The organism is Caballeronia glebae (genome assembly GCF_001545035.1).
In the GTDB taxonomy this organism is placed as follows: Bacteria; Pseudomonadota; Gammaproteobacteria; order Burkholderiales; family Burkholderiaceae; genus Caballeronia; species Caballeronia glebae.
The window spans coordinates 56,458-75,700 of the sequence record NZ_FCOJ02000037.1; the positions used below are offsets into that span (position 1 = coordinate 56,458).

The following is a 19,243-nucleotide window of genomic DNA, read 5'->3' on the forward strand; positions in this document are numbered from 1 at the left end:
TCGATTGCAAGCGGTTCAGGTCGCGTCGATCCTGTTCAGATGCCGCGAACTGACGCGCCGCCAGTACAGGAACAGGCCGACGCCCGCGACGCCCAGACTCGCCGAATTCGCGATCCAGAAGCCGCGCGCGCCCTGCAGCCATTCGGGCACGCCGCCGCCCACGTCGAATCCGAGCAGATAGCCGCCGCCAAGCCCGATGCCCCACAGCGCGATCGCGTAGATCACGGTCGGCACGAGCGTCACTTTGTACGCGCGCAGGATGAACGCGGTCGTGATCTGCAGCGCGTCGCTCAGGTGATAGAAGAAGATGATGAGCACGAGCGGCATGGCGGCCGCGATGACGTTGGCATCGGGCGTGTACGCCGCGATCACCTGGGGACGCGCCGCGAGCAGGATCACGCCGTACGCGAGCGCAAGCACGCATGCCATGCCGATGCCGTGACGCGAGATCGAGCGGGCGTCGTCGTAGCGTTGCGCGCCGAGCGCCTGCGATACGAGCGTCGACGACGCGATGCCTATGGACAGCGGCGTCATGTACAGCACCGCGCCGAGATTGCCCGCGATCTGATGGCCGGCGAGCGTCGTCGTGCCGAAGCGCGAGATGAAGAGCGCCATGAACGTGTACGACGTGACCTCGATGAGATACGAAAGACCCATCGGAATGCCGAGTCGCAGGAGTGCGAGCTGACGCCGCCAGACCGGCCAGCAGAAGTGCGAGAAGATGCCGAACGGGCGGAAGAACTCGACCTTGAATAGCACCGTCATGCCGACGATCGCGAGGACCCAGTTGATGAGCGTGCTCGCGAGCGCGCAGCCCGGACCGCCGAGCGCGGGCATGCCTGCGCCACCGAAAATGAACCACGTGTTGAGCGGAAACTTGAGCAGCAGGCCGCCGACCTGAAGGAACATCACGAGACGCGGCTTGCCGACCGCATTCGTGAGCGAGCTGTAGACGCGAAACGCGAGGCTCGCGGGCAGGCCGAACGAGAGAATGCGCAGATAGTCGACGGTGCGGTCGTGCAGCGCGGGCGGCGTCTTCGCGAGCGACAGAAGCGGCTCGGGATGGAAGAGCAGCACGAAGCCGATCACGGCGAGCACGGCGGCGAGCCAGAACGCCTGACGCGTCTCCTCGCCGATTTCGCTTTCACGGCCCGCGCCGAAAAGCTGACCGGCGATCGGCTGCAACGCAACCAGAATTCCCGTCAGCCCGATATACACCGAGATATAGACGGAGCCGCCCAGCCCGAGCGCGGCGAGATCGGTGGCGGAGAAGCGGCCGACCATTGCGGTGTCGATCACGCCGAACGCGATCACCGCGAGCTGGCCGATCAGCACCGGCCACGCGAGCGTCGCGATCTTGCGCACGTCGCTGAACATGCCCGTCGTGCTCGTCGATGTCGGTATCGCGCGCATCGTATTACTGCGTCCGGCGCAGGCTCTTCGGACGCAGCGGCTTCTTCGGCGGCGGCGTGGGACGCTCGATGCGCACGTAGAGACGGAAGCGCTCGTCACGATCGGCCACGCGCCGGCCTTCCCACACGAGCTTCCACTGGAACGCCGACATCGACGACGGCTCGCCGTAATCGGCCGGGTCCTGGCGCAGGATCACGTCGCAATCTTCGTCGAACGCGAAGTGCATGCCGCCGAAATAGGCGAAAGTGGCGATTTGCGCATCGCCCAGGCGCACGGGCGAGATGCAGGTGTAGTCGGGCGGCAGATGATCGGCGATCTGCTCGGCCACGTCGCGATACGTCCGGCTGTAGTTCACGACCGGCAGCCACAGCGTCATCAGCAATACCCACATGAGCGTGGTGCCTGCGCTCGACAGCACGACACTGCGCCAGAGCACCTTCGGATGACGTGCGAGCCGCCAGCGCGCGAGCAGGAACCAGCAGGCGGTGACGGCCACCGCGCAGACGAAGGAAATCAGCTTGAACTCGGGATGGAAGCCCGGCGCGAGGCGCGCGAGATTGCGGGCCATCGCGGAGGGAAAACCGAACATGCCGGCGCTCCACACGAGCCATACCAGCGAGCCGATGATCGTGAAGCTCAGCATCGCGAACCAGTCGATCGCGTTGATCGCGCCGCGCTTGAGGGTGGGCAGCGCGAAGGTTGCGAGCACCGAAAGCGGCGGCAGAAGCAGCATGAAGAGCCGGTTGGTTTCGTGCGCCTGCAGCACGACCAGCACGAGCAGCGGCCCGATGATCGACAGCGGCACACCGACGTGCGGCGAGCGGCGCAATCCGCCCCAACTGACGAACGCCCAAATCGCGAGCGGCCACGCGGGCCACGTGAAGAGCGGCAGGTTCTTGATCGCGTAGCCGAAGATCGCCCCCGGCGTGCCGGAGAAGAACGAAAAGCTGTTGCGCCACCATTGGCGCAGCCACCATTCGCCGTCCTCGGGGAAGTAATGCAGCGTCGGCAGCACCCACGCGCCGATCAACACGATCGCGACCGGCAGGCCGTAGATCAAGAGCGGCGCGGCGCGGACCTGTTTCACGATGATGGTCATCGCGAGCGTGCAGAGCAGGAGCGCGAACACGAGCACCGGCGAGCTCGACAGCCCGACGACGCCAATCGCCACGCCCCACATGAGGCCGCCGTGAATCGGCTTGTCGAGACTGCGCACGAGGGCGTAGAGGAGCATCGCGGTGCCGGCGAACTGCGCGAGCTGCGGCGTGGTTTCGTGGCCGCGCTCGGCGAGGCCCAGGCACGCGAGCAGGATCATGAGCGCGCCGTCGGCGAGCGTGCGGCCGTAGTCGCGTGGCTCCGGTTCGCCGCCAAATGCATATTTGAAGGGCTGGGCCTCGTCGCGCCGGCCGAGCAGATACGCCGAATACCAGACGAACGCGCAGGCGAGACAGAAGAGCAGGCCCGTGACCACGCGCGACGCGTTACTCGCATCGACCCACGGGCTCAGCAGTCGAATGGCGGAGGCGCCGAGCCAGTACATCAGCGGGCCATCGGCGGTGGGCGCCTTGCCGACCAGATTCGGCAGCAGCCAGTCGCGCGCGTCGCCGTTGGCCATCGTCCACATGACGCCGAAGCCCGCCGCATCCTCGTTCTTCCACGGATCGCGCCCGAACAGGCCGAATGACGCGTAGGTGATACAGATGGCGAGCAGCAGCCAGCGCGGCAGGGCGCTGGTGGCGGAGGCGGTCAGACGAACGACAGATCGCATGCGTGAAGGCTTGATGGAGAACGGTCCGCGGATCTCGCGCGCAGCGAGCGTGGGGCCAAAGCAACCGGCATTGTAGTCGCGCGGCGGCGTAAAGGGCGGTTCATCGATACGCGCCGTAACCGCGCGCAACAACGCTTACCGAATGCAGCAAAGATGGGGCCGCCGCGCGCCGCACGGACGACGAAATGTCGATGCAAACCTGCAGGCGACAAAAAAGGGCAGCCAAAGCTGCCCTTTTTTGCTTGAAGCCGAAGCCCGACTTACTTCTTGGCGGAGAAGCGCGCGAACTTGTTGTTGAACTTCTCGACGCGACCGGCCGTGTCCATGATCTTTTGCTGACCGGTGTAGAACGGATGCGATTCCGACGACACTTCGATCTTCGCGAGCGGATACGACTTGCCGTTGAATTCGGCGGTTTCGCGCGTCTGGATGGTCGAGCGGGTCACGAAGCGGAAGTCGTTCGACATGTCGACGAACAGGACTTCGCGATAATTCGGGTGAATGCCTTCTTTCATGGTCTTTCCTGATATCTGGCGGTAGCCAACCCGTTGCACTTGTTTGTGCCGCGCGAGTCACTTGCCTAGGGTCGAAAAACGGCGATTATGCCAGAAAATCAGTCGGTTGACATCTTTTTCGGAGGCTGCGGCGCAACTGGCGCAACGAGCGCGCCGACACCCGCTGGGTCTTGCTGGTAATAGCGCGCGAGCAGCCGGTAAAGCTCGGGATACTCGGCTTCGAACGCCTTCGGCGTCACGAAAAGCGCCTCGCTGCACACCGCGAAGAACTCGGACGGATGATCGGCCGCGTATGGATCGATCAGCGATTCGCGCTCGAAGCGCGCCCAGCGGCGTTGCGGCACGGCATCCGTGCGCGCGCAGAACTGGTCGTAGGCGTTGTCGAAAATGTCCGACCACGCGGTCGAATCGAGCGGTGCGTGCCAGCGGCGAAAAAGCGGCGGATGACCATTGGCCTCGCCCGTCACCATGTCGATCTTGTGCGCGAACTCGTGGATCACGACGTTGTAGGCGTCCGATCCGTCGGCCATTTGCGCGTCTTCCCATGAAAGGACGACCGGGCCGCCTTCCCATGCTTCGCCGCTCGCATCGTGCTCGATCTCGTGCACGACGCCGTCCTCGTCTTCGACGGTCTTCTTGATGACGAATTCGCCCGGATACACGATCACGCCGACCCAGCCGCGATACAGATCCAGGCTGAGATTGAGCACCGGCAGGCAGGCTTGGGCGGCGATCGAGACGATCATCGGGTCCGTCAGTTCGAGATCGTGCGCCGTCGAGAATTCCTTTTGCGCGATGAAAAGGCTCGCGGTCTCGCGCAGACGCACGAGGTCGTTCGCATCCAGATGGCCGAAGCACGGGTACGTGTCGAGCGTGCGCTGCCAGAGCGCGTCGTCGATCGCGTATTTGCGCAGCGCTCGCTCGCGGCGTTGCGCGCCGAACCAGCGGGAGAAGAGGTTGGCCATCGGTCGTTCAGGTCGCTTCGATAGACCGGATTGTACGGAGCCGGGCCGTCGCGAGGCATAAAAAAACCGCCGGACGAAGCTGGCGGTTTTTTAGTCTGAAGCAGCGAATCGGATCAGCTTCCGCCGCGACGCATCATGTCGAAGAACTCGGCGTTGTTCTTCGTCTGACGGATCTTGTCGAGCAGGAATTCCATTGCTTCGACTTCGTCCATGTCGTGGATGAACTTGCGCAGCACCCAGACCTTCTGCAGCAGATCCGGCTTGATGAGCAGTTCTTCGCGACGCGTGCCCGACTTGTTCAGATTGATCGACGGATAAACGCGCTTCTCGGCGAGACGGCGTTCGAGGTGCACTTCCATGTTGCCGGTGCCCTTGAACTCTTCGTAGATCACGTCGTCCATGCGGCTGCCGGTCTCGATGAGCGCCGTGCCGATGATCGTGAGCGAGCCGCCTTCCTCGATATTGCGCGCGGCGCCGAAGAAGCGCTTCGGACGCTGCAGCGCGTTGGCGTCGACACCGCCCGTCAGCACCTTGCCGGATGCCGGCACGACCGTGTTGTAGGCGCGCGCGAGACGCGTGATCGAGTCGAGCAGAATCACGACGTCGTGCTTCATTTCGACGAGACGCTTCGCCTTCTCGATGACCATTTCGGCCACTTGCACGTGGCGCGCGGCCGGTTCGTCGAAGGTCGATGCGATGACTTCGCCGCGCACCGAGCGCTGCATTTCCGTCACTTCTTCCGGACGCTCGTCGATGAGCAGCACGAACAGGATGACGTCCGGGTGATTCGCCTTCACCGCATGCGCGATGTGCTGCAGCATCACGGTTTTGCCGGACTTCGGCGACGCCACGAGCAGGCCGCGCTGACCTTTGCCGATCGGCGAGATCATGTCGATGATCCGGCCCGTGACGTTCTCTTCGCCGCGCATTTCGCGTTCGAGAGGCAGCGGCTTGTTCGGATGCAGCGGCGTGAGGTTCTCGAACATGATCTTATGTTTCGAGGCCTCGGGCGGCTGCCCGTTGACTTTATCGACCTTCACGAGGGCGAAATAACGCTCGCCGTCCTTCGGCGTGCGCACTTCGCCTTCGATCGTGTCGCCGGTGTGCAGATTGAAGCGGCGGATTTGCGACGGACTGATGTAGATGTCGTCCGTGCTCGCGAGATACGAGGTCTCGGGTGAGCGCAGGAAGCCGAAACCGTCGGGCAGCACTTCGAGCGTGCCGTCGCCGAAAATCGTGTCGCCACCCTTGGCGCGCTTCTTAAGAATTGCGAACATCAATTCCTGCTTGCGCAGGCGGTTCGCATTTTCGATTTCGAGGCCATTGGCCATCTCGATCAGTGCGGAGACGTGCTGAGACTTGAGCTCGGATAAATGCATACGGATTTCCCGCCGGGGAGAGAGGTACGACAGAAAGATTTGGGAGAAGAGGTGAGCGGAACCGCTCGAGACTTAATACTTCTTGAACTCTTGTTATTCTAGCATAGCACACGCCACATGGCCCTCGGGTGGGCTTTGGGCGGGGCTTTTCGGCCGATGTTGTCGCGTGACAACATCGGCTGCATATCGGTCGCGCTTCCCGGTTGTGCCGATGCGGCGCTGCGAATGCGAGAAACAGGCGTCAGCAGATGCCGCCGCCTGCCGATGATGCCGTTACAGGTTGCTGTCGAGGAACGCGGTCAGTTGCGACTTGGACAATGCGCCGACCTTTTGCGCCGCGACCGCGCCGTTCTTGAAGAGAATCAGCGTGGGAATGCCGCGCACGCCGAACTTCACCGGCGTCGACTGATGCTCGTCCACATTGATCTTCGCGATCTGCAGGCGATCGCCGTAATCCTTCGCAACTTCGTCGAGGATCGGGGCAATCATCTTGCACGGACCGCACCACTCCGCCCAGAAGTCGAGCAGGACAGGTTTATCCGACTTGACGACGTCCTGTTCGAAAGAAGCGTCGCTGATGTGCTTGATTGATTCGCTCATTGTCTGAATACCTCTATTGAATCGAGGCCCGCATTTGAATGCTCGCCACGATACACCTAAACTGAAAAATTTTTTGTCGCCAACGGGCAGGGTTCGGCCCGCTCGCCGTGCGCCAAAATGACTCGCGAACGGCGGCGAATGATCCGTGGAAGGGCGAGATGCACCACTTCCAAGTAATTCACGTGTCATCTTAGCCTAATTCGCTATCCGTTGCCGGGCACTGATAGGGCGAATCTGAGGCCGAAAACACGAAGCACAAGAGGCGTCGCGAAGGTTCGCGCGTTTCCACTGATGCCTTCCGGTCGTGCCCGACCTCGTGGTACACTTCGTCGTGACGGGCCTCCTCGCATGGTGGCGCGGTCAACCTGGTCAGGTCGGGAACGAAGCAGCCACAGCCGCTTTCCACCAGTGCCGAGGGTCGGGCTCGTCACCTTCCGCTTATCTTCCGTTGTTCCTCTCGCGTTTTCCCCTGCTTCTATTTGCCGTTTCGCGCCTCTTTCGAGAGCGGTATTTGCGTGCGTGCGCACCAGCCGAAAGCGCCATGTGCGGATACGCCGCCGGCCTTTAGGAACGGCGTTGCGCAAGGTCGTTGCTGATACAATTTCGCGCATGACCTATCAAGTTCTCGCACGCAAATGGCGGCCGAAATCATTCGAGTCGCTCGTCGGCCAGGAGCACGTCGTTCGTGCGCTCACCCATGCGCTCGACGGCGGCCGCCTGCATCACGCGTATCTCTTCACGGGCACGCGCGGCGTCGGCAAGACGACGCTCTCGCGCATCTTTTCGAAGGCGCTCAACTGTGAAACGGGCGTGACCTCGAAGCCGTGCGGCGTGTGCCGTGCGTGCAGGGAAATCGACGAAGGGCGCTTCGTCGATTACGTCGAAATGGACGCGGCGAGCAATCGCGGTGTCGACGAAATGGCGGCGCTGCTCGAACGCGCCGTGTACGCACCCGTCGATGCCCGCTTCAAGGTCTACATGATCGACGAAGTGCACATGCTCACGAACCACGCCTTCAACGCGATGCTGAAGACGCTGGAAGAGCCGCCGCCGCACGTGAAGTTCATTCTCGCGACGACCGATCCGCAAAAAATTCCCGTCACCGTGCTTTCGCGCTGCCTCCAGTTCAATCTGAAGCAGATGCCGGCAGGGCACATCGTGTCTCATCTGGAAAACGTTCTTCAGCAAGAGCACATCTCGTTCGAGACGCAGGCGCTGCGTCTTCTCTCGCGCGCGGCGGACGGTTCCATGCGCGACGCTCTCTCGCTGACCGATCAGGCCATCGCGTATTCGGCGAACGAAGTCACCGAGGAAGCCGTGCGCGGCATGCTCGGCGCGCTCGATCAAAGCTATCTGATCCGCCTCATCGATGCGCTCGCCGCCGGCGATGGCCCGGGCGTGCTCGCGATCGCCGACGAAATGGCGCTGCGCAGCCTGTCGTTCTCGACGGCGCTGCAGGATCTCGCGAGTCTTCTGCATCGAATCGGGTGGGCGCAGTTCGCGCCGACGTCGGTGCTCGATGAGTGGCCCGAGGCCGCGGACATCCGCCGTTTCGCCGAGATGCTGTCGGCCGAGCGGGTTCAGCTTTTCTATCAGATCGCGACTGTCGGGCGAAGCGAGCTCGGTCTCGCGCCGGACGAATACGCCGGCTTCACGATGACGCTGTTGCGCATGCTCGCCTTCGAACCGGCGGACGGGCCGGGAGGCGGCGTGGCCGTGACCGCGCCTTCGGGCGCGAAGTCCGCGCGCAGCGCTGCGCTCGCAGGCGCAATGGCCGAGCGTGCCGTCGCGCCTGCGCCCGTGGCGAAGGCGTTCGCGCCTGCGGTGGAAGCGGTCGTCGAAACGGTCATCGAAACGGTCATCGTCGAGGCGAAAGAGACGCGGCCGGTCGAACCCGCTGTCGAAAGCGCGAAGCCAGCGACGCCGGTCGAAACGAGCGAGCCTGTGCCCGCCGAACCAGCACCGGCGCCGGTGGCGAGCGCTGCGCGGCAACTTGCCGATGAAGCCGCGTCTGCTGCCACGCGCACGTTGGACGAAGCCGCGTCATCGCGCGCGGCAAGCGGCGGCGCGAGCGCTGCGCTCCAAGTGCTGCGCAGCGCCGGCATGCGCCTGTCGTCCGATCGGGGCGCCCGTGGCGCTTCCGCTGCGCAGACGGCAACGCCCGCAGCGCCCAAACCCGTCGCGAAGCCTGTCGCGCAAGTTAAGGTTCCGACGCCTCGCCGCGCACCGCCTGCGCCGGCCGCCGCATCCGAGCCGCAGCCCGCATCCGGCAACGCGCGCAAGTCGAATGACGTGCCGCCGTGGGAAGACATGCCGCCCGACGACTACGCGCCGGCGGGATCGGAAGACGCTTATTTCATGCCACCGGACGACGGCTTCGTGCCCGCCTTCGACAGCGGTCCGGACGACATGCGCTTCAACGTCGAGGCCGCGGCGAAACCCGCGCCCGTGATCGACACGACGCCGCTGCCGGCCGCCGTGCCGCTCGATGCGCTTGGCGTGTCCATCGAGTGGGCCGCGCTCGCAGTCGAGTTGCCGCTGAAAGGCGTCGCGTATCAGCTCGCGTTCAACAGCGAACTCACCGCCTGCGACGCGAACTCCGTCACGCTCGCGGTCCCGGTCCAGATGTACACCGACGCCACGCACGTCACGAAGCTTACGGCCGCGCTCGCCGAGAAGCTGGGTCGCGCGGTCGAAGTCAGCGTGAACGTCGCGCCCGCGCGCCGCACCGCCGCCGCGCTCGATGCCGCCGATCGCGCGCGACGTCAGCAGGAAGCCGAGCAGGAGATCAAGCGCGATCCGTTCGTGCAATCGCTGATCCGCGATTTCGGCGCGAGCATCGTGCAGGGTTCGATCAAGCCGATCTCCGCATCGGGCGCGAATCCGTCGTGAATTGAAGCGCGCGGCGTGGTTCTCGACGCCGCGCAGCCGCACTGAATATCGGGCGTGCGCCCATCGCGCGTGCCTTTGCCACACGTTTTCGAAGAAGGAGCCGAACCATGATGAAGAACCAACTCGCCGGGCTGATGAAACAGGCTCAGCAGATGCAGGAAAACATGAAGAAGATGCAGGATCAGCTCGCGCAGATCGAGGTCGAGGGCCAGTCCGGCGCCGGTCTCGTGAAGGTGACGATGACCTGCAAGAACGAGGTGCGTCGCGTGCAGATCGACCCGAGCCTGCTCGCCGACGACAAGGACATGCTGGAAGACCTCGTCGCCGCCGCGTTCAACGACGCCGTGCGCAAGGCCGAAGCCACGTCGCAGGAAAAGATGAGTGGCATGACGGCCGGCATGCCGATGCCGCCGGGTTTCAAGCTCCCGTTCTAACCGCGCGCGCCGAACCGGATTCGGCGCGTCATGAGGACACATGAAACAACCTTCCGCTCTGTCGGCGCTCGTCGAAGCGCTGCGCGCGCTGCCCGGCGTCGGACCGAAGTCGGCGCAGCGCATGGCGTATCACCTGATGCAGCACGACCGCGCGGGCGCCGAGAAGCTCGGCAATTCGCTGCTCTTCGCGACCGGGCATCTGAAGCACTGCGAGAAGTGCAACACCTTCACCGAAGCGCAAATCTGCGAAGTCTGCCGCGACGAAGAGCGCGATCCGGCCTTGCTGTGCGTCGTCGAGACGCCAGCCGACCAGATCATGCTCGAACAGACGCTCACGTATCGCGGGCTCTATTTCGTGCTGATGGGACGCCTTAGTCCGCTCGACGGCATCGGGCCGAAGGAGATCCACTTCGAGCGGCTCATCAGCCGCGCGCTCGACGGCGAAGTGCGGGAAGTGGTGCTCGCCACCAACTTCACCAACGAAGGTGAGGCGACCGCGCACTATCTCGCGCAAACGCTCAAGTCGAAAGGACTGAAAGTCACGCGGCTCGCGCGCGGCGTGCCGGTCGGCGGCGAACTCGAATATGTCGATGCGGGCACGATCGCGCGCGCGATGCTCGATCGCCGTTCCGTATGAAAGGACTCCAATCGATGACAGAAACCGAAGCTCTCGCGCTCGCGACGCATCGTCACTACAAGGGCGGCCTGTATCGCGTGATCGGCGTTGCACGGCACTCGGAAACCGAGGAAGCGATGATTGTCTACGAGCATCTATGGCCGCACGAACGCGGCTTGTGGGTGCGCCCGGCGGCGATGTTCAACGAGACGCTCGCCGACGGCACGCCGCGTTTCGAGCCGCTCGACATTCCGCTCTGAAGTCCACATAAAAAACATTCGGGAGACGACCATGAGCACAACGACGGGACCGCTCGCCGGCGTCAAGGTGCTGGAGCTGGGCACGCTCATCGCTGGCCCGTTCGCCGCGCGCTTCATGGGCGAATTCGGCGCCGACGTCATCAAGATCGAGGATCCGAACGGCGGCGATCCGTTGCGCAAGTGGCGCAAGCTTTATCCGGAAGTGGGCGGCACGTCGCTCTGGTGGGCGGTGCAGGCGCGCAACAAGAAATCCGTGACGATCAACCTCAAGGCCGACGAGGGCAAGGAGATCGTGCGCCGTCTGGCCAGGGAAGCGGATATCGTCGTCGAGAATTTTCGGCCCGGTCTGCTTGAAAAGCTCGGCCTCGGTTATGAGGTGCTGTCCGCGGAAAATCCCGGTCTCGTGATGGTGCGGCTCTCCGGTTACGGACAAACCGGTCCGTATCGCGATCGTCCGGGCTTCGGCGCGATCGCGGAATCGATGGGCGGCTTGCGCCATATCACCGGCTATCCGGATTTGCCGCCGCCGCGCATCGGTATTTCGATTGGCGATTCGATCGCCGCGCTGCACGGCGTGATCGGCGCGCTGATGGCGCTGCATCATCGGCAAGTGAACGGCGGCAAAGGCCAGGTCGTCGATGTCGCGCTCTACGAAGCCGTCTTCAACATGATGGAAAGCGTCGTGCCGGAATACGGCGTGTACGGCATGGTGCGCGAGCGCACGGGCGCGTCGCTGCCGGGCATCGTGCCGTCGAATACGTACCCTTGCCGCGACGGCAGCATCGTGATTGGCGGCAACAGCGATCCGATCTTCAAGCGCCTTATGAACGCGATCGATCGCGCGGATCTCGCGGACGATCCCGCGCTCGCGTCGAACGACGGACGCGTGCCGCGCACGCAGGAAATCGACGACGCCATCGCCGCGTGGCTCTCGACGCGCAGCATCGACGAGGCGCTCGCCGTGCTCAACGCCGCCGACGTGCCGGCCGGGCGCATCTACAGCGTGGCCGACATGTTCACCGATCCGCAATACATCGCGCGGCATATGCTCCAGCGTTTCCCGTGGCAGGACGGACGCGAGATCACGCTGCCGAACGTGACGCCGAAGCTCTCGGAAACGCCGGGTGAAACGCGCTGGCTCGGGCCGCAACTCGGTGAACATACGGATGAAGTACTTCAAACGCTCGGGTATGATGCCGACGATATTGCGCGGCTGCGTTCGGCCAAGGTGATCTGAGCCTCAATCCGAACAGCGCTGACAACGATAAAACCAGGAGACAGACAACGATGAAACGCAGAACGTTCATCGCGAGCGGCGCCGTGCTCGCGGGCGGGGCGATGTCGGGCATGCCGCTCGCGTTCGCGCAAAACAAGCCGGAGCAGAGCAAGGTATCCATCGCGGTCGGCGGCAAGAATCTTTTCTACTATCTGCCGCTCACGATCGCGGAGCGTCGCAACTACTTCAAGGACGAAGGACTCGACATCGAGATCGCCGATTTTGCGGGCGGCGCGAAGGCGCTGCAGGCGGCGGTCGGCGGCAGCGCCGATGTCGTGTCCGGCGCGTTCGAGCACACGCTGCTGCTGCAGGCGAAGAATCAGTACTTCCGCGAATTCGTGCTGCAGGGACGCGCGCCGCAGATCGTGCTGGCCGTGTCGAAGAAGGCGATGCCGAACTACAAATCGGTCGCCGATCTCAAGGGCAAGAAAATCGGCGTGACGGCGCCGGGCTCTTCGACCTCGATCATGGCGAGCTTCGTGCTCGCGCAGGCGGGGCTGAAGGCGACCGACGTATCGTTCATCGGCGTCGGCGCGGGTGCGGGCGCGATCGCCGCGCTGCAATCCGGCCAGATCGACGCCATCGCCAACCTCGATCCGGTGATGACCAAGCTCGACCGCGCGGGCGATATCCGCATCGTGTCGGACACTCGCACGCTCGCGGATACCGTCAAGGTGTTCGGCGGCAACATGCCGGCGGGGTGCCTGTACGCGTCGCAGAGCTTCATCACGAAGAATCCGAACACGACGCAGGCGCTCACCAACGCGATGGTACGCGCGCTGAAGTGGCTGCAGACGGCCTCGGGCAAAGACCTTATTTCGACAGTGCCGGAAAGCTATCTGCTCGGCGACCGCGCGCTGTATCTCGATTCGTGGCAGCACGTGAAAGAAGCCTTGTCGCCGGATGGTCTGATGCCCGCGGACGGTCCCGCGACCTCGCTCAAAACGCTTCAGGCTTTCGACGAAACCGTGAAGGGCAAGCCGATCGACTTGTCGAAGACCTGGACGAACGACTTCGTCAAGAAGGCGCTCGCCAGCGTCAAGGTCTGATCGATGTCGTCGTCATCGAAATACGCTCTCGCGCTCGCGGACGTCACCTGCACGTTCGCGTCGCGCGGGAATCGAAAGGATCGATATACCGCGGTCCGCGATACGAGCCTCGCGATCGCGCCGGGCGAGTTCGTGTCCGTGGTCGGGCCGACCGGCTGCGGGAAATCGACGCTGCTCAACGTGTCGGCGGGACTGCTCGAACCTTCGTCGGGAACGGTGAGCGTCTTTGGCGAAAATCTGAAGGGCATCAACCGGCGCGCGGGCTACATGTTCCAGGCCGATGGCCTGATGCCGTGGCGCAGTGCGCTCGACAACGTGACGGCCGGCCTCGTGTTTCAGGGCGTGCCGAAGGCCGAAGCCGACAAGCGCGGCGAAGAATGGCTCAAGCGCGTGGGCCTCGGTGGCTTCGGCGATCGTTATCCGCATCAACTGTCGGGCGGCATGAGAAAGCGCGTCGCGATGGCGCAGACGCTCATTCTCGATCCCGACATCATCCTGATGGACGAGCCGTTCTCCGCGCTCGACATCCAGACGCGTCAACTGATGGAAAACGAGCTGCTCGACCTGTGGGCCGCGAAGCGCAAGGCCGTGCTCTTCATCACGCACGATCTCGACGAGGCGATCTCGATGTCCGACCGCGTCGTCGTGCTGTCGGCGGGGCCGGGCACGCACCCGATCGGTGAATTCGCGATCGATCTGCCGCGCCCGCGCGACGTCGCCGAGATCCGCTCACATCCGCGCTTCGTCGAACTGCACGCGCAGATCTGGGGCGTGCTGCGCGAGGAAGTGTTGAAGGGCTATCAGCAGCAGCTGAAGCCGGCCGCCGAATAAGACGATACGACCATGTGGAACAAGCTGCGCCCGAATCGAGCGAATCTCATCGTGTGGCAATGGCTGTTGCTGCTCGCGTGCTTCGTGCTGTGGTACGTGCTGACGAGCCCGACGCTCCTGCCGCCTTTCTATTTCGACGACGCCAACAAGGCCGCGTTCTTCTTCGGCGAGCCGCAGAAGGTGCTCGTGCGCATCTGGGAGTGGTTCACCGGCGGCGAGATCTACATTCATCTGTGGGTGACGTTGATCGAAACGGTGCTGGCGTTCGTCATCGGCACGGTGCTCGGGCTGGGCGTCGGCCTCTGGCTCGCGCTTGCGCCGATGACGAGCGCGCTCCTCGATCCCTACATCAAGGCCGCCAACTCGATGCCGCGCGTCATTCTCGCGCCGATCTTCGCGGTCTGGTTCGGCCTCGGCATCTGGTCGAAAGTCGCGCTCGGCGTGACGCTCGTGTTTTTTATCGTGTTCTTCAACGTGTATCAGGGCGTGAAGGAAGTGAGCCCGGTCGTGCTCGCGAATGGGCGCATGCTCGGCGCGAATCGCAAGCAGTTGCTGCGGCACGTGTATCTGCCGAGTGCGACGAGCTGGGTGTTTTCCAGCCTGCATACGTCGGTGGGGCTTGCATTCGTCGGCTCGGTGGTCGGCGAATATCTCGGTTCGGCGCGCGGCGTCGGTTATCTGATCCTGCAGGCCGAAGGCACTTTCGATATCAACACGGTGTTCGCGGGGATTCTCGTGCTGACCGCATTCGCGCTGGTGCTCGACGGTCTCGTCGCGCTGGTCGAGCGCCGGCTGATGAAGTGGCAGCCGAAAAGCGGAGAGACCGAGAAGCTCTGACGGCCTGGCCGTGCGCGACAATACGTCCCAGCGATTTTTCGGAGTCTCCGGTATGGCACGATTTCGCTGCCATCGCTATTATTTGCGCTGGACAGGCGTCGCACGGCGGTCTGCAACGCGCCCCGTCGTGATTCGGGGTGAATGGGCGCCGAGGTCACATCAAGTCGTAATGCAAGTCGGGTGATACTCTCCGGTCGGAAGCCATGCGCGCTATCTGCGCGGCGTCTGTCGGGCGATCCCGCGAGACCAATAATGAAACTGCGAAGTGACGATTCGATTGCGGTGGTGTTGCCATCGCCGATCGGTGACAGCCTCATCGGGCTCGTCCTCGTCGACAATCTCATCCGTAATGGATATCGTCCCGTCGTGTTCGGCTGGGTCGCGGAGCAACTCGCCGACTGGTTTCCGCATGTGACCGTAGGGCGGCGCGACGCCTGGCGGGGTGCGTTCGACACGGTGATCGAGCTTCGTCCGACCGACTACGCATCGACGCTGAGCCGCTCGGGTAAAACGATCTGTCTCGCCACGCTGCCGGAATACGGCGGCTCGAAGCACATGGTCGACCGTATCGTCGACATCGCGAAGAACGTGCTGGGTCTCTCCGATGTAACGCGCGAGAACGGTCTCGTCGTGCCGGCCGGCGTCATGCGAGGGCGCTTCGCCAATCGTGTGGTCATTCATCCGACTGGCAGTCATCCCGAGAAGATGTGGGGACGCAAGAAATTTCTTGCGCTCTCGCGTGTGCTTACCCGTCGCAGGCTGCGGCCGAGCTTTCTCGTCGCGCCGGCGGAGTTCGGCGTCTGGGGCGATATCGCGGAAGAAGGGTGCGAGGTCAACGCGCTGCCGAAGTTGAACGAAGTCGCCGCGTGGATCGCCGAGTCGTCATGGTTCATCGGCAACGATTCGGGACTCGGGCATCTCGCGTCTTGCATCGGCGTGCCGACGCTCTCGCTTTTCATGCGCCAGGGCCTTGCACGCTCCTGGCGTCCGGGCTGGGGACCGGGCGCGGTCGTGTTGCCGCCGTCCTTCCTGCCCTTCGGCGGGCTTCGCGAACGGTTGTGGCAACGCCTGCTTTCCGTGCGGCGTGTCACGTCCGCGTTTCAGACGCTTCACGGCAAGCATGCTCGCGCGGTGCACGACCACGCGACAGCCGATCTCCCCGATGCCAAATCGATGCAAACCACGCGCCTCGGCATGCTCCCCGGCGCGCAATCGCGACGCTTCTAACCGGGTCTACGTGGCGAAGCGTGAGTAAATGCGCCAGCAGCGAAGCGCGCGCCACACTTCGCTCGCATTGGTCGCGCCCTTCAGCATCACGCGGATATAGCCCGACTGCAAAAACTGCCGCGCGAAAGCCTTGCGCAGTTCGTCGTCGTTCAGGCGCTTCCTGAGCACGTGCAGCAGATGTCCGCTCTCGCGGTTGGCCTGGCGCAGCAAAATCCGGCTCAGACTTCGGTCGGTTCGTGGATCGCGCGCGGCGGTCACGAGCGCGTCGATCACTCGCAGATAACCCGCCGCGCGGCGCGCGACATCAGCCTGCGACGGCGAGTTCGTGATCGATGCCGGATTGCGCCGATAACCGTACAACGGCTCGCGCACAAAACCGACGCGCTCAGCGTGAAGCCCGAGCTGCAACGCCCAGATGATGTCCTCGTGCACGACGCCTTCCTCGAAACGCAGGCCGTGTTTCGCGACGAAATTGCGCCGCACGCATTGCAGCCACACGCAGACGACCCAGTCGTCGTTCGGCACGGTCCGTTTGAGCCACGCGCGGCCGTCGCAGATTTCGCCCCACGGCTGGCGTTCGTACATCGGTTGCGGATTGGCGGCCGGCGGCAGTTCATCGAAGCTGAATCCGTTGCCGATCACGACGTCGAGTTCATGCTGACGGCCATGCCCGATCCACGTGCGCAATGCGCCGGGCTTCATCCAGTCGTCGCCGTCGGCGAACGCGATCCACTCGCCGCGCGCGAGCGTCAGCCCGACATTGCGCGTGGCCGATACGCCGCGATTCTCCTGCGCCACCACACGGATGCGCGCGTCGCGCGCCGCCATCGATTCGAGCATGGCGAGACTGCCGTCCGTCGCGCCGTCACAGATCGCGATGACTTCGAGATCGACGCCTTCCTGATCGAGCACCGAGCGCAGCAGCGCTTCGAGCCACGCCTCGCAGTTGTAGACCGGCACGATGACGCTGACGTCGGGACGTTGGCTCGCCATGACTCTTGGCAAATTTTGTGAAAGCGCGCAATGGTAGCAGTGCGCGCATCACGGCTCGATCACGATCTTGCCCGTCACGCGCCGGTTCATCATGTCGTCGAGCGCTTGCGGCGTTTCGTCGAGCGAATAACGTTTCGTGACGACAGGACGCAGCTTGCCCGCTTTGATCCAGTCGACCATCGTCGCGAATTCCCGGTCGGCGAGCGCGTGCTCGCGCTGCATGTGACCGCCCCAGAACACGCCGACGATGCTCGCGCCTTTCAAAAGCGCGAGATTGAGCGGCAGCTTCGGAATCTCGCCATTCGCGAAGCCGACCACGAGATACCGGCCGCGCCAGCCGATGCTGCGAAACGCGGGCTCCGCATACGCGCCGCCGACGGGATCGAAGATGACATCCGGCCCGTTGCCGCCCGTCAGCGCCTTGACGCGCTCGCGCAAGTCTTCGTTCGCGTAATCGATGACCTCGTCGGCGCCATGCTCGCGGCAGAACGCGAGCTTCTCCGCGCTCGATGCCGCGGCGATCACGCGCGCGCCGACGATCTTGCCGATCTGGACCGCCGCAATGCCGACGCCGCCGGCCGCGCCGAGCACCAGCAGCGTGTCGCCTGCCTTGAGTTCGCCGCGATCGACGAGCGCGTGATACGACGTGCCGTAGGCGAGCGTGAACGCGGCGGCGTCGGCGAGATCGACGTCATCGGGCAACACGATGCAATCCGCAGCCTTCGCGCGCGCCTGTTCGGCGAAAGCGCCTTGCGCGGTATAGGCGGCCACGCGCATGCCGGGCGCGAGGTGCGTGACGCCCGCGCCGACTTCGCGCACGATGCCCGCGAACTCCGCGCCGGGCGTGAACGGCAACGGCGGCTTGAACTGATATTTGTTCTGGATGATAAGCACGTCGGGGAAATTCACGCTCGCCGCTTTCACGTCGATGACGACTTCGCCTGGCTCCGCGTGCAGGTCGGGCAGCGTTTCGATCGAAAGCGTATCGGGCAGTCCGTGTTCGTTGCATCGTACGGCGCGCATGGTTTCTCCTCATTGAACTGGGCTCAGTGTATGGCAGTTCGAGTCGTCGTCGCGCCACTTTCCTCGGTTACAATCGCCGGATGCGAATCCTACTCAGCAACGACGACGGTTATCTGGCGCGCGGCATCAACGTGCTGCACGATGTCCTGCAGCCGCTCGGCGAAGTGACGGTGATGGCGCCGGAGCAGAACTGCAGCGGCTCATCCAACTCGCTTACGCTGTCGCGGCCCTTGAGCGTTCATCAGGCGTCGAACGGTTTCAACTTCGTGAACGGCACGCCGACCGATTCCGTGCACATCGCGCTCACCGGCATGCTCGAACAGCAGCCCGATCTCGTCGTGTCGGGCATCAACAACGGGCAGAACGTCGGCGAGGACACGCTGTACTCGGGCACGGTGGCGGCCGCCACCGAAGGCTTCATGTTCGGCATTCCCGCGATCGCGTTTTCGCTGGTCGGCCGCGACTGGCTCCATCTCGACGACGCTGCACGCGTCGCGGCCGAGATCGTCGCGCATTTCCTTGAACATCCGATGCCGGGCCATCCGTTGCTGAACGTGAACATCCCGAGCCTGCCTTACGATCAGTTGCGCGAATGGAAAGTGACGCGCCTCGGCAAGCGTCATCCTTCGCAACCCGTGATCCGCCAGTCCGATCCGCGCGGCAACCCGATCTACTGGATCGGCCCGTCCGGCGACGCGCTCGACGCGAGCGAAGGCACGGATTTCCATGCGGTCGCGAACGGCTTCGTGTCGATCACGCCGCTGCAACTCGATCTGACTCATACGAAGCTCATGGCCGAGACGCGCGAATGGGCGCGTGCCGGGAGCGCTCGCACATGAGCGACGAGCGCGCCAAGCGCTTTCCGCTGGCGCTCGCGGATCTGGTTCGCGAGCCGCGCAAGCCCGCGACGCGCGCGCAGGATTCGCGCGGCAAGCAAGCCGCCGTTTCAGCGCTCAAGTCCACGCCCGCGCAGATAGCCAAGCCGGGACCATCGCGCGTGGCGAACGCGACGATGAAGAATCCCGCGACGGCGGCGGCGTCGGCGAAGCCGGCCACATCCGTTTTTCCCGCGCGTTCGGGCGCGAAGACTGCCATTGGCGCAGCGAAACCGGTTCCGTCAGCGAGCAAGAGTGCAGCGCAGACGCATCATTCGACTCATTCGCCG

Annotated in this window: 18 protein-coding genes, 1 other RNA gene and 1 pseudogene; 12 read left to right on the top strand and 8 right to left on the bottom strand. The window is 63.9% G+C overall.

All coding sequences use genetic code 11. The annotated features are described in order from the left end of the window. Positions 1 to 15: 15 nt before the first annotated feature. The 6 genes from AWB82_RS23260 to trxA all read right to left on the bottom strand — a co-directional run bounded on the left by AWB82_RS23260 (position 16) and on the right by trxA (position 6,640). Entirely contained in the window at positions 16 to 1,377 is a 1,362-nt protein-coding gene (locus tag AWB82_RS23260; RefSeq protein WP_086971440.1) for an MATE family efflux transporter, read from the bottom strand. A 40-nt stretch (positions 1,378 to 1,417) separates the two neighbouring features. Then, positions 1,418 to 3,181, bottom strand: a complete 1,764-nt coding sequence (locus AWB82_RS23265) for an ArnT family glycosyltransferase (RefSeq protein ID WP_086971442.1) — start codon at positions 3,179 to 3,181, stop codon at positions 1,418 to 1,420. Positions 3,182 to 3,441: 260 nt separating this feature from the next. Continuing rightward, positions 3,442 to 3,696 (bottom strand): type B 50S ribosomal protein L31, encoded by a 255-nt coding sequence (locus tag AWB82_RS23270; protein ID WP_086971401.1) that lies wholly within the window; start codon positions 3,694 to 3,696, stop codon positions 3,442 to 3,444. 98 nt (positions 3,697 to 3,794) lie between these two features. Beyond that, a complete protein-coding gene (locus tag AWB82_RS23275) occupies positions 3,795 to 4,661 on the bottom strand; it encodes a M90 family metallopeptidase (protein ID WP_086971403.1) in 867 nt (288 codons plus the stop codon). Between the two features lie 113 nt (positions 4,662 to 4,774). Continuing rightward, complete coding sequence (gene rho / locus AWB82_RS23280) at positions 4,775 to 6,040, bottom strand: transcription termination factor Rho (RefSeq protein WP_062605555.1); 1,266 nt, start codon at positions 6,038 to 6,040, stop codon at positions 4,775 to 4,777. Between the two features lie 273 nt (positions 6,041 to 6,313). Further along, the gene (trxA, locus tag AWB82_RS23285; protein WP_008349330.1) at positions 6,314 to 6,640 is read right to left on the bottom strand and encodes a thioredoxin TrxA; all 327 of its coding nucleotides are present in this window, start codon (positions 6,638 to 6,640) and stop codon (positions 6,314 to 6,316) included. Positions 6,641 to 6,973: 333 nt separating this feature from the next. Here trxA and ffs point away from each other — a divergent pair. The 10 genes from ffs to AWB82_RS23335 all read left to right on the top strand — a co-directional run bounded on the left by ffs (position 6,974) and on the right by AWB82_RS23335 (position 16,062). Further along, positions 6,974 to 7,072: signal recognition particle sRNA small type (gene ffs / locus AWB82_RS23290), an RNA gene on the top strand. 177 nt (positions 7,073 to 7,249) lie between these two features. Next, positions 7,250 to 9,532, top strand: a complete 2,283-nt coding sequence (gene dnaX / locus AWB82_RS23295; protein ID WP_086971443.1) for a DNA polymerase III subunit gamma/tau — start codon at positions 7,250 to 7,252, stop codon at positions 9,530 to 9,532. A 107-nt stretch (positions 9,533 to 9,639) separates the two neighbouring features. Further along, entirely contained in the window at positions 9,640 to 9,966 is a 327-nt protein-coding gene (locus AWB82_RS23300; protein ID WP_086971405.1) for a YbaB/EbfC family nucleoid-associated protein, read from the top strand. A gap of 40 nt (positions 9,967 to 10,006) precedes the next feature. Then, positions 10,007 to 10,603, top strand: coding sequence for a recombination mediator RecR (recR, locus tag AWB82_RS23305; protein ID WP_086971406.1), 597 nt, complete (start codon positions 10,007 to 10,009; stop codon positions 10,601 to 10,603). 14 nt (positions 10,604 to 10,617) lie between these two features. After that, the gene (locus AWB82_RS23310) at positions 10,618 to 10,842 is read left to right on the top strand and encodes a DUF1653 domain-containing protein (protein ID WP_086971444.1); all 225 of its coding nucleotides are present in this window, start codon (positions 10,618 to 10,620) and stop codon (positions 10,840 to 10,842) included. Positions 10,843 to 10,873: 31 nt separating this feature from the next. Next, positions 10,874 to 12,079, top strand: coding sequence for a CaiB/BaiF CoA transferase family protein (locus tag AWB82_RS23315; RefSeq protein ID WP_086971408.1), 1,206 nt, complete (start codon positions 10,874 to 10,876; stop codon positions 12,077 to 12,079). Positions 12,080 to 12,129: 50 nt separating this feature from the next. After that, complete coding sequence (locus AWB82_RS23320; RefSeq protein WP_086971410.1) at positions 12,130 to 13,167, top strand: ABC transporter substrate-binding protein; 1,038 nt, start codon at positions 12,130 to 12,132, stop codon at positions 13,165 to 13,167. A 3-nt stretch (positions 13,168 to 13,170) separates the two neighbouring features. Then, positions 13,171 to 13,998 carry an ABC transporter ATP-binding protein gene (locus AWB82_RS23325; protein WP_086971411.1) on the top strand — a complete coding sequence of 276 codons (828 nt, stop codon included), beginning with the start codon at positions 13,171 to 13,173 and terminating at the stop codon, positions 13,996 to 13,998. Between the two features lie 12 nt (positions 13,999 to 14,010). Next, positions 14,011 to 14,835 carry an ABC transporter permease gene (locus AWB82_RS23330; protein WP_086971413.1) on the top strand — a complete coding sequence of 275 codons (825 nt, stop codon included), beginning with the start codon at positions 14,011 to 14,013 and terminating at the stop codon, positions 14,833 to 14,835. Between the two features lie 252 nt (positions 14,836 to 15,087). Further along, the gene (locus AWB82_RS23335; RefSeq protein ID WP_086971414.1) at positions 15,088 to 16,062 is read left to right on the top strand and encodes a glycosyltransferase family 9 protein; all 975 of its coding nucleotides are present in this window, start codon (positions 15,088 to 15,090) and stop codon (positions 16,060 to 16,062) included. Between the two features lie 6 nt (positions 16,063 to 16,068). Here AWB82_RS23335 and AWB82_RS23340 read toward each other — a convergent pair whose 3' ends face one another. Further along, positions 16,069 to 17,055 (bottom strand): glycosyltransferase, encoded by a 987-nt coding sequence (locus AWB82_RS23340; protein ID WP_086971416.1) that lies wholly within the window; start codon positions 17,053 to 17,055, stop codon positions 16,069 to 16,071. Between the two features lie 48 nt (positions 17,056 to 17,103). Further along, positions 17,104 to 18,078 (bottom strand): NADPH:quinone oxidoreductase family protein, encoded by a 975-nt coding sequence (locus tag AWB82_RS23345; RefSeq protein WP_086971418.1) that lies wholly within the window; start codon positions 18,076 to 18,078, stop codon positions 17,104 to 17,106. Between the two features lie 80 nt (positions 18,079 to 18,158). Here AWB82_RS23345 and surE point away from each other — a divergent pair, with 80 nt between their 5' ends. Both surE and AWB82_RS38045 read left to right on the top strand, forming a co-directional pair. After that, positions 18,159 to 18,917 carry a 5'/3'-nucleotidase SurE gene (gene surE, locus AWB82_RS23350; RefSeq protein WP_086971420.1) on the top strand — a complete coding sequence of 253 codons (759 nt, stop codon included), beginning with the start codon at positions 18,159 to 18,161 and terminating at the stop codon, positions 18,915 to 18,917. After that, positions 18,887 to 19,243, top strand: a pseudogene (locus AWB82_RS38045) (protein-L-isoaspartate(D-aspartate) O-methyltransferase); the annotation flags it as partial. The gene surE and the pseudogene AWB82_RS38045, both read left to right, overlap by 31 nt.

Bases quoted from the DNA above. Each gene is read 5' to 3' on its own strand.
- AWB82_RS23340 (WP_086971416.1), bottom strand. From the start codon at position 17,055: ATGGCGAGCCAACGTCCCGACGTCAGCGTCATCGTGCCGGTCTACAAC.
- AWB82_RS23275 (WP_086971403.1), bottom strand. From the start codon at position 4,661: ATGGCCAACCTCTTCTCCCGCTGGTTCGGCGCGCAACGCCGCGAGCGA.
- AWB82_RS23270 (WP_086971401.1), bottom strand. From the start codon at position 3,696: ATGAAAGAAGGCATTCACCCGAATTATCGCGAAGTCCTGTTCGTCGAC.
- AWB82_RS23265 (WP_086971442.1), bottom strand. From the start codon at position 3,181: ATGCGATCTGTCGTTCGTCTGACCGCCTCCGCCACCAGCGCCCTGCCG.
- trxA (WP_008349330.1), bottom strand. From the start codon at position 6,640: ATGAGCGAATCAATCAAGCACATCAGCGACGCTTCTTTCGAACAGGAC.
- AWB82_RS23310 (WP_086971444.1), top strand. From the start codon at position 10,618: ATGACAGAAACCGAAGCTCTCGCGCTCGCGACGCATCGTCACTACAAG.
- AWB82_RS23345 (WP_086971418.1), bottom strand. From the start codon at position 18,078: ATGCGCGCCGTACGATGCAACGAACACGGACTGCCCGATACGCTTTCG.
- AWB82_RS23335 (WP_086971414.1), top strand. From the start codon at position 15,088: ATGAAACTGCGAAGTGACGATTCGATTGCGGTGGTGTTGCCATCGCCG.
- AWB82_RS23320 (WP_086971410.1), top strand. From the start codon at position 12,130: ATGAAACGCAGAACGTTCATCGCGAGCGGCGCCGTGCTCGCGGGCGGG.
- dnaX (WP_086971443.1), top strand. From the start codon at position 7,250: ATGACCTATCAAGTTCTCGCACGCAAATGGCGGCCGAAATCATTCGAG.
- AWB82_RS23330 (WP_086971413.1), top strand. From the start codon at position 14,011: ATGTGGAACAAGCTGCGCCCGAATCGAGCGAATCTCATCGTGTGGCAA.
- rho (WP_062605555.1), bottom strand. From the start codon at position 6,040: ATGCATTTATCCGAGCTCAAGTCTCAGCACGTCTCCGCACTGATCGAG.
- AWB82_RS23315 (WP_086971408.1), top strand. From the start codon at position 10,874: ATGAGCACAACGACGGGACCGCTCGCCGGCGTCAAGGTGCTGGAGCTG.
- AWB82_RS23300 (WP_086971405.1), top strand. From the start codon at position 9,640: ATGATGAAGAACCAACTCGCCGGGCTGATGAAACAGGCTCAGCAGATG.
- AWB82_RS23260 (WP_086971440.1), bottom strand. From the start codon at position 1,377: ATGTTCAGCGACGTGCGCAAGATCGCGACGCTCGCGTGGCCGGTGCTG.
- surE (WP_086971420.1), top strand. From the start codon at position 18,159: ATGCGAATCCTACTCAGCAACGACGACGGTTATCTGGCGCGCGGCATC.
- AWB82_RS23325 (WP_086971411.1), top strand. From the start codon at position 13,171: ATGTCGTCGTCATCGAAATACGCTCTCGCGCTCGCGGACGTCACCTGC.
- recR (WP_086971406.1), top strand. From the start codon at position 10,007: ATGAAACAACCTTCCGCTCTGTCGGCGCTCGTCGAAGCGCTGCGCGCG.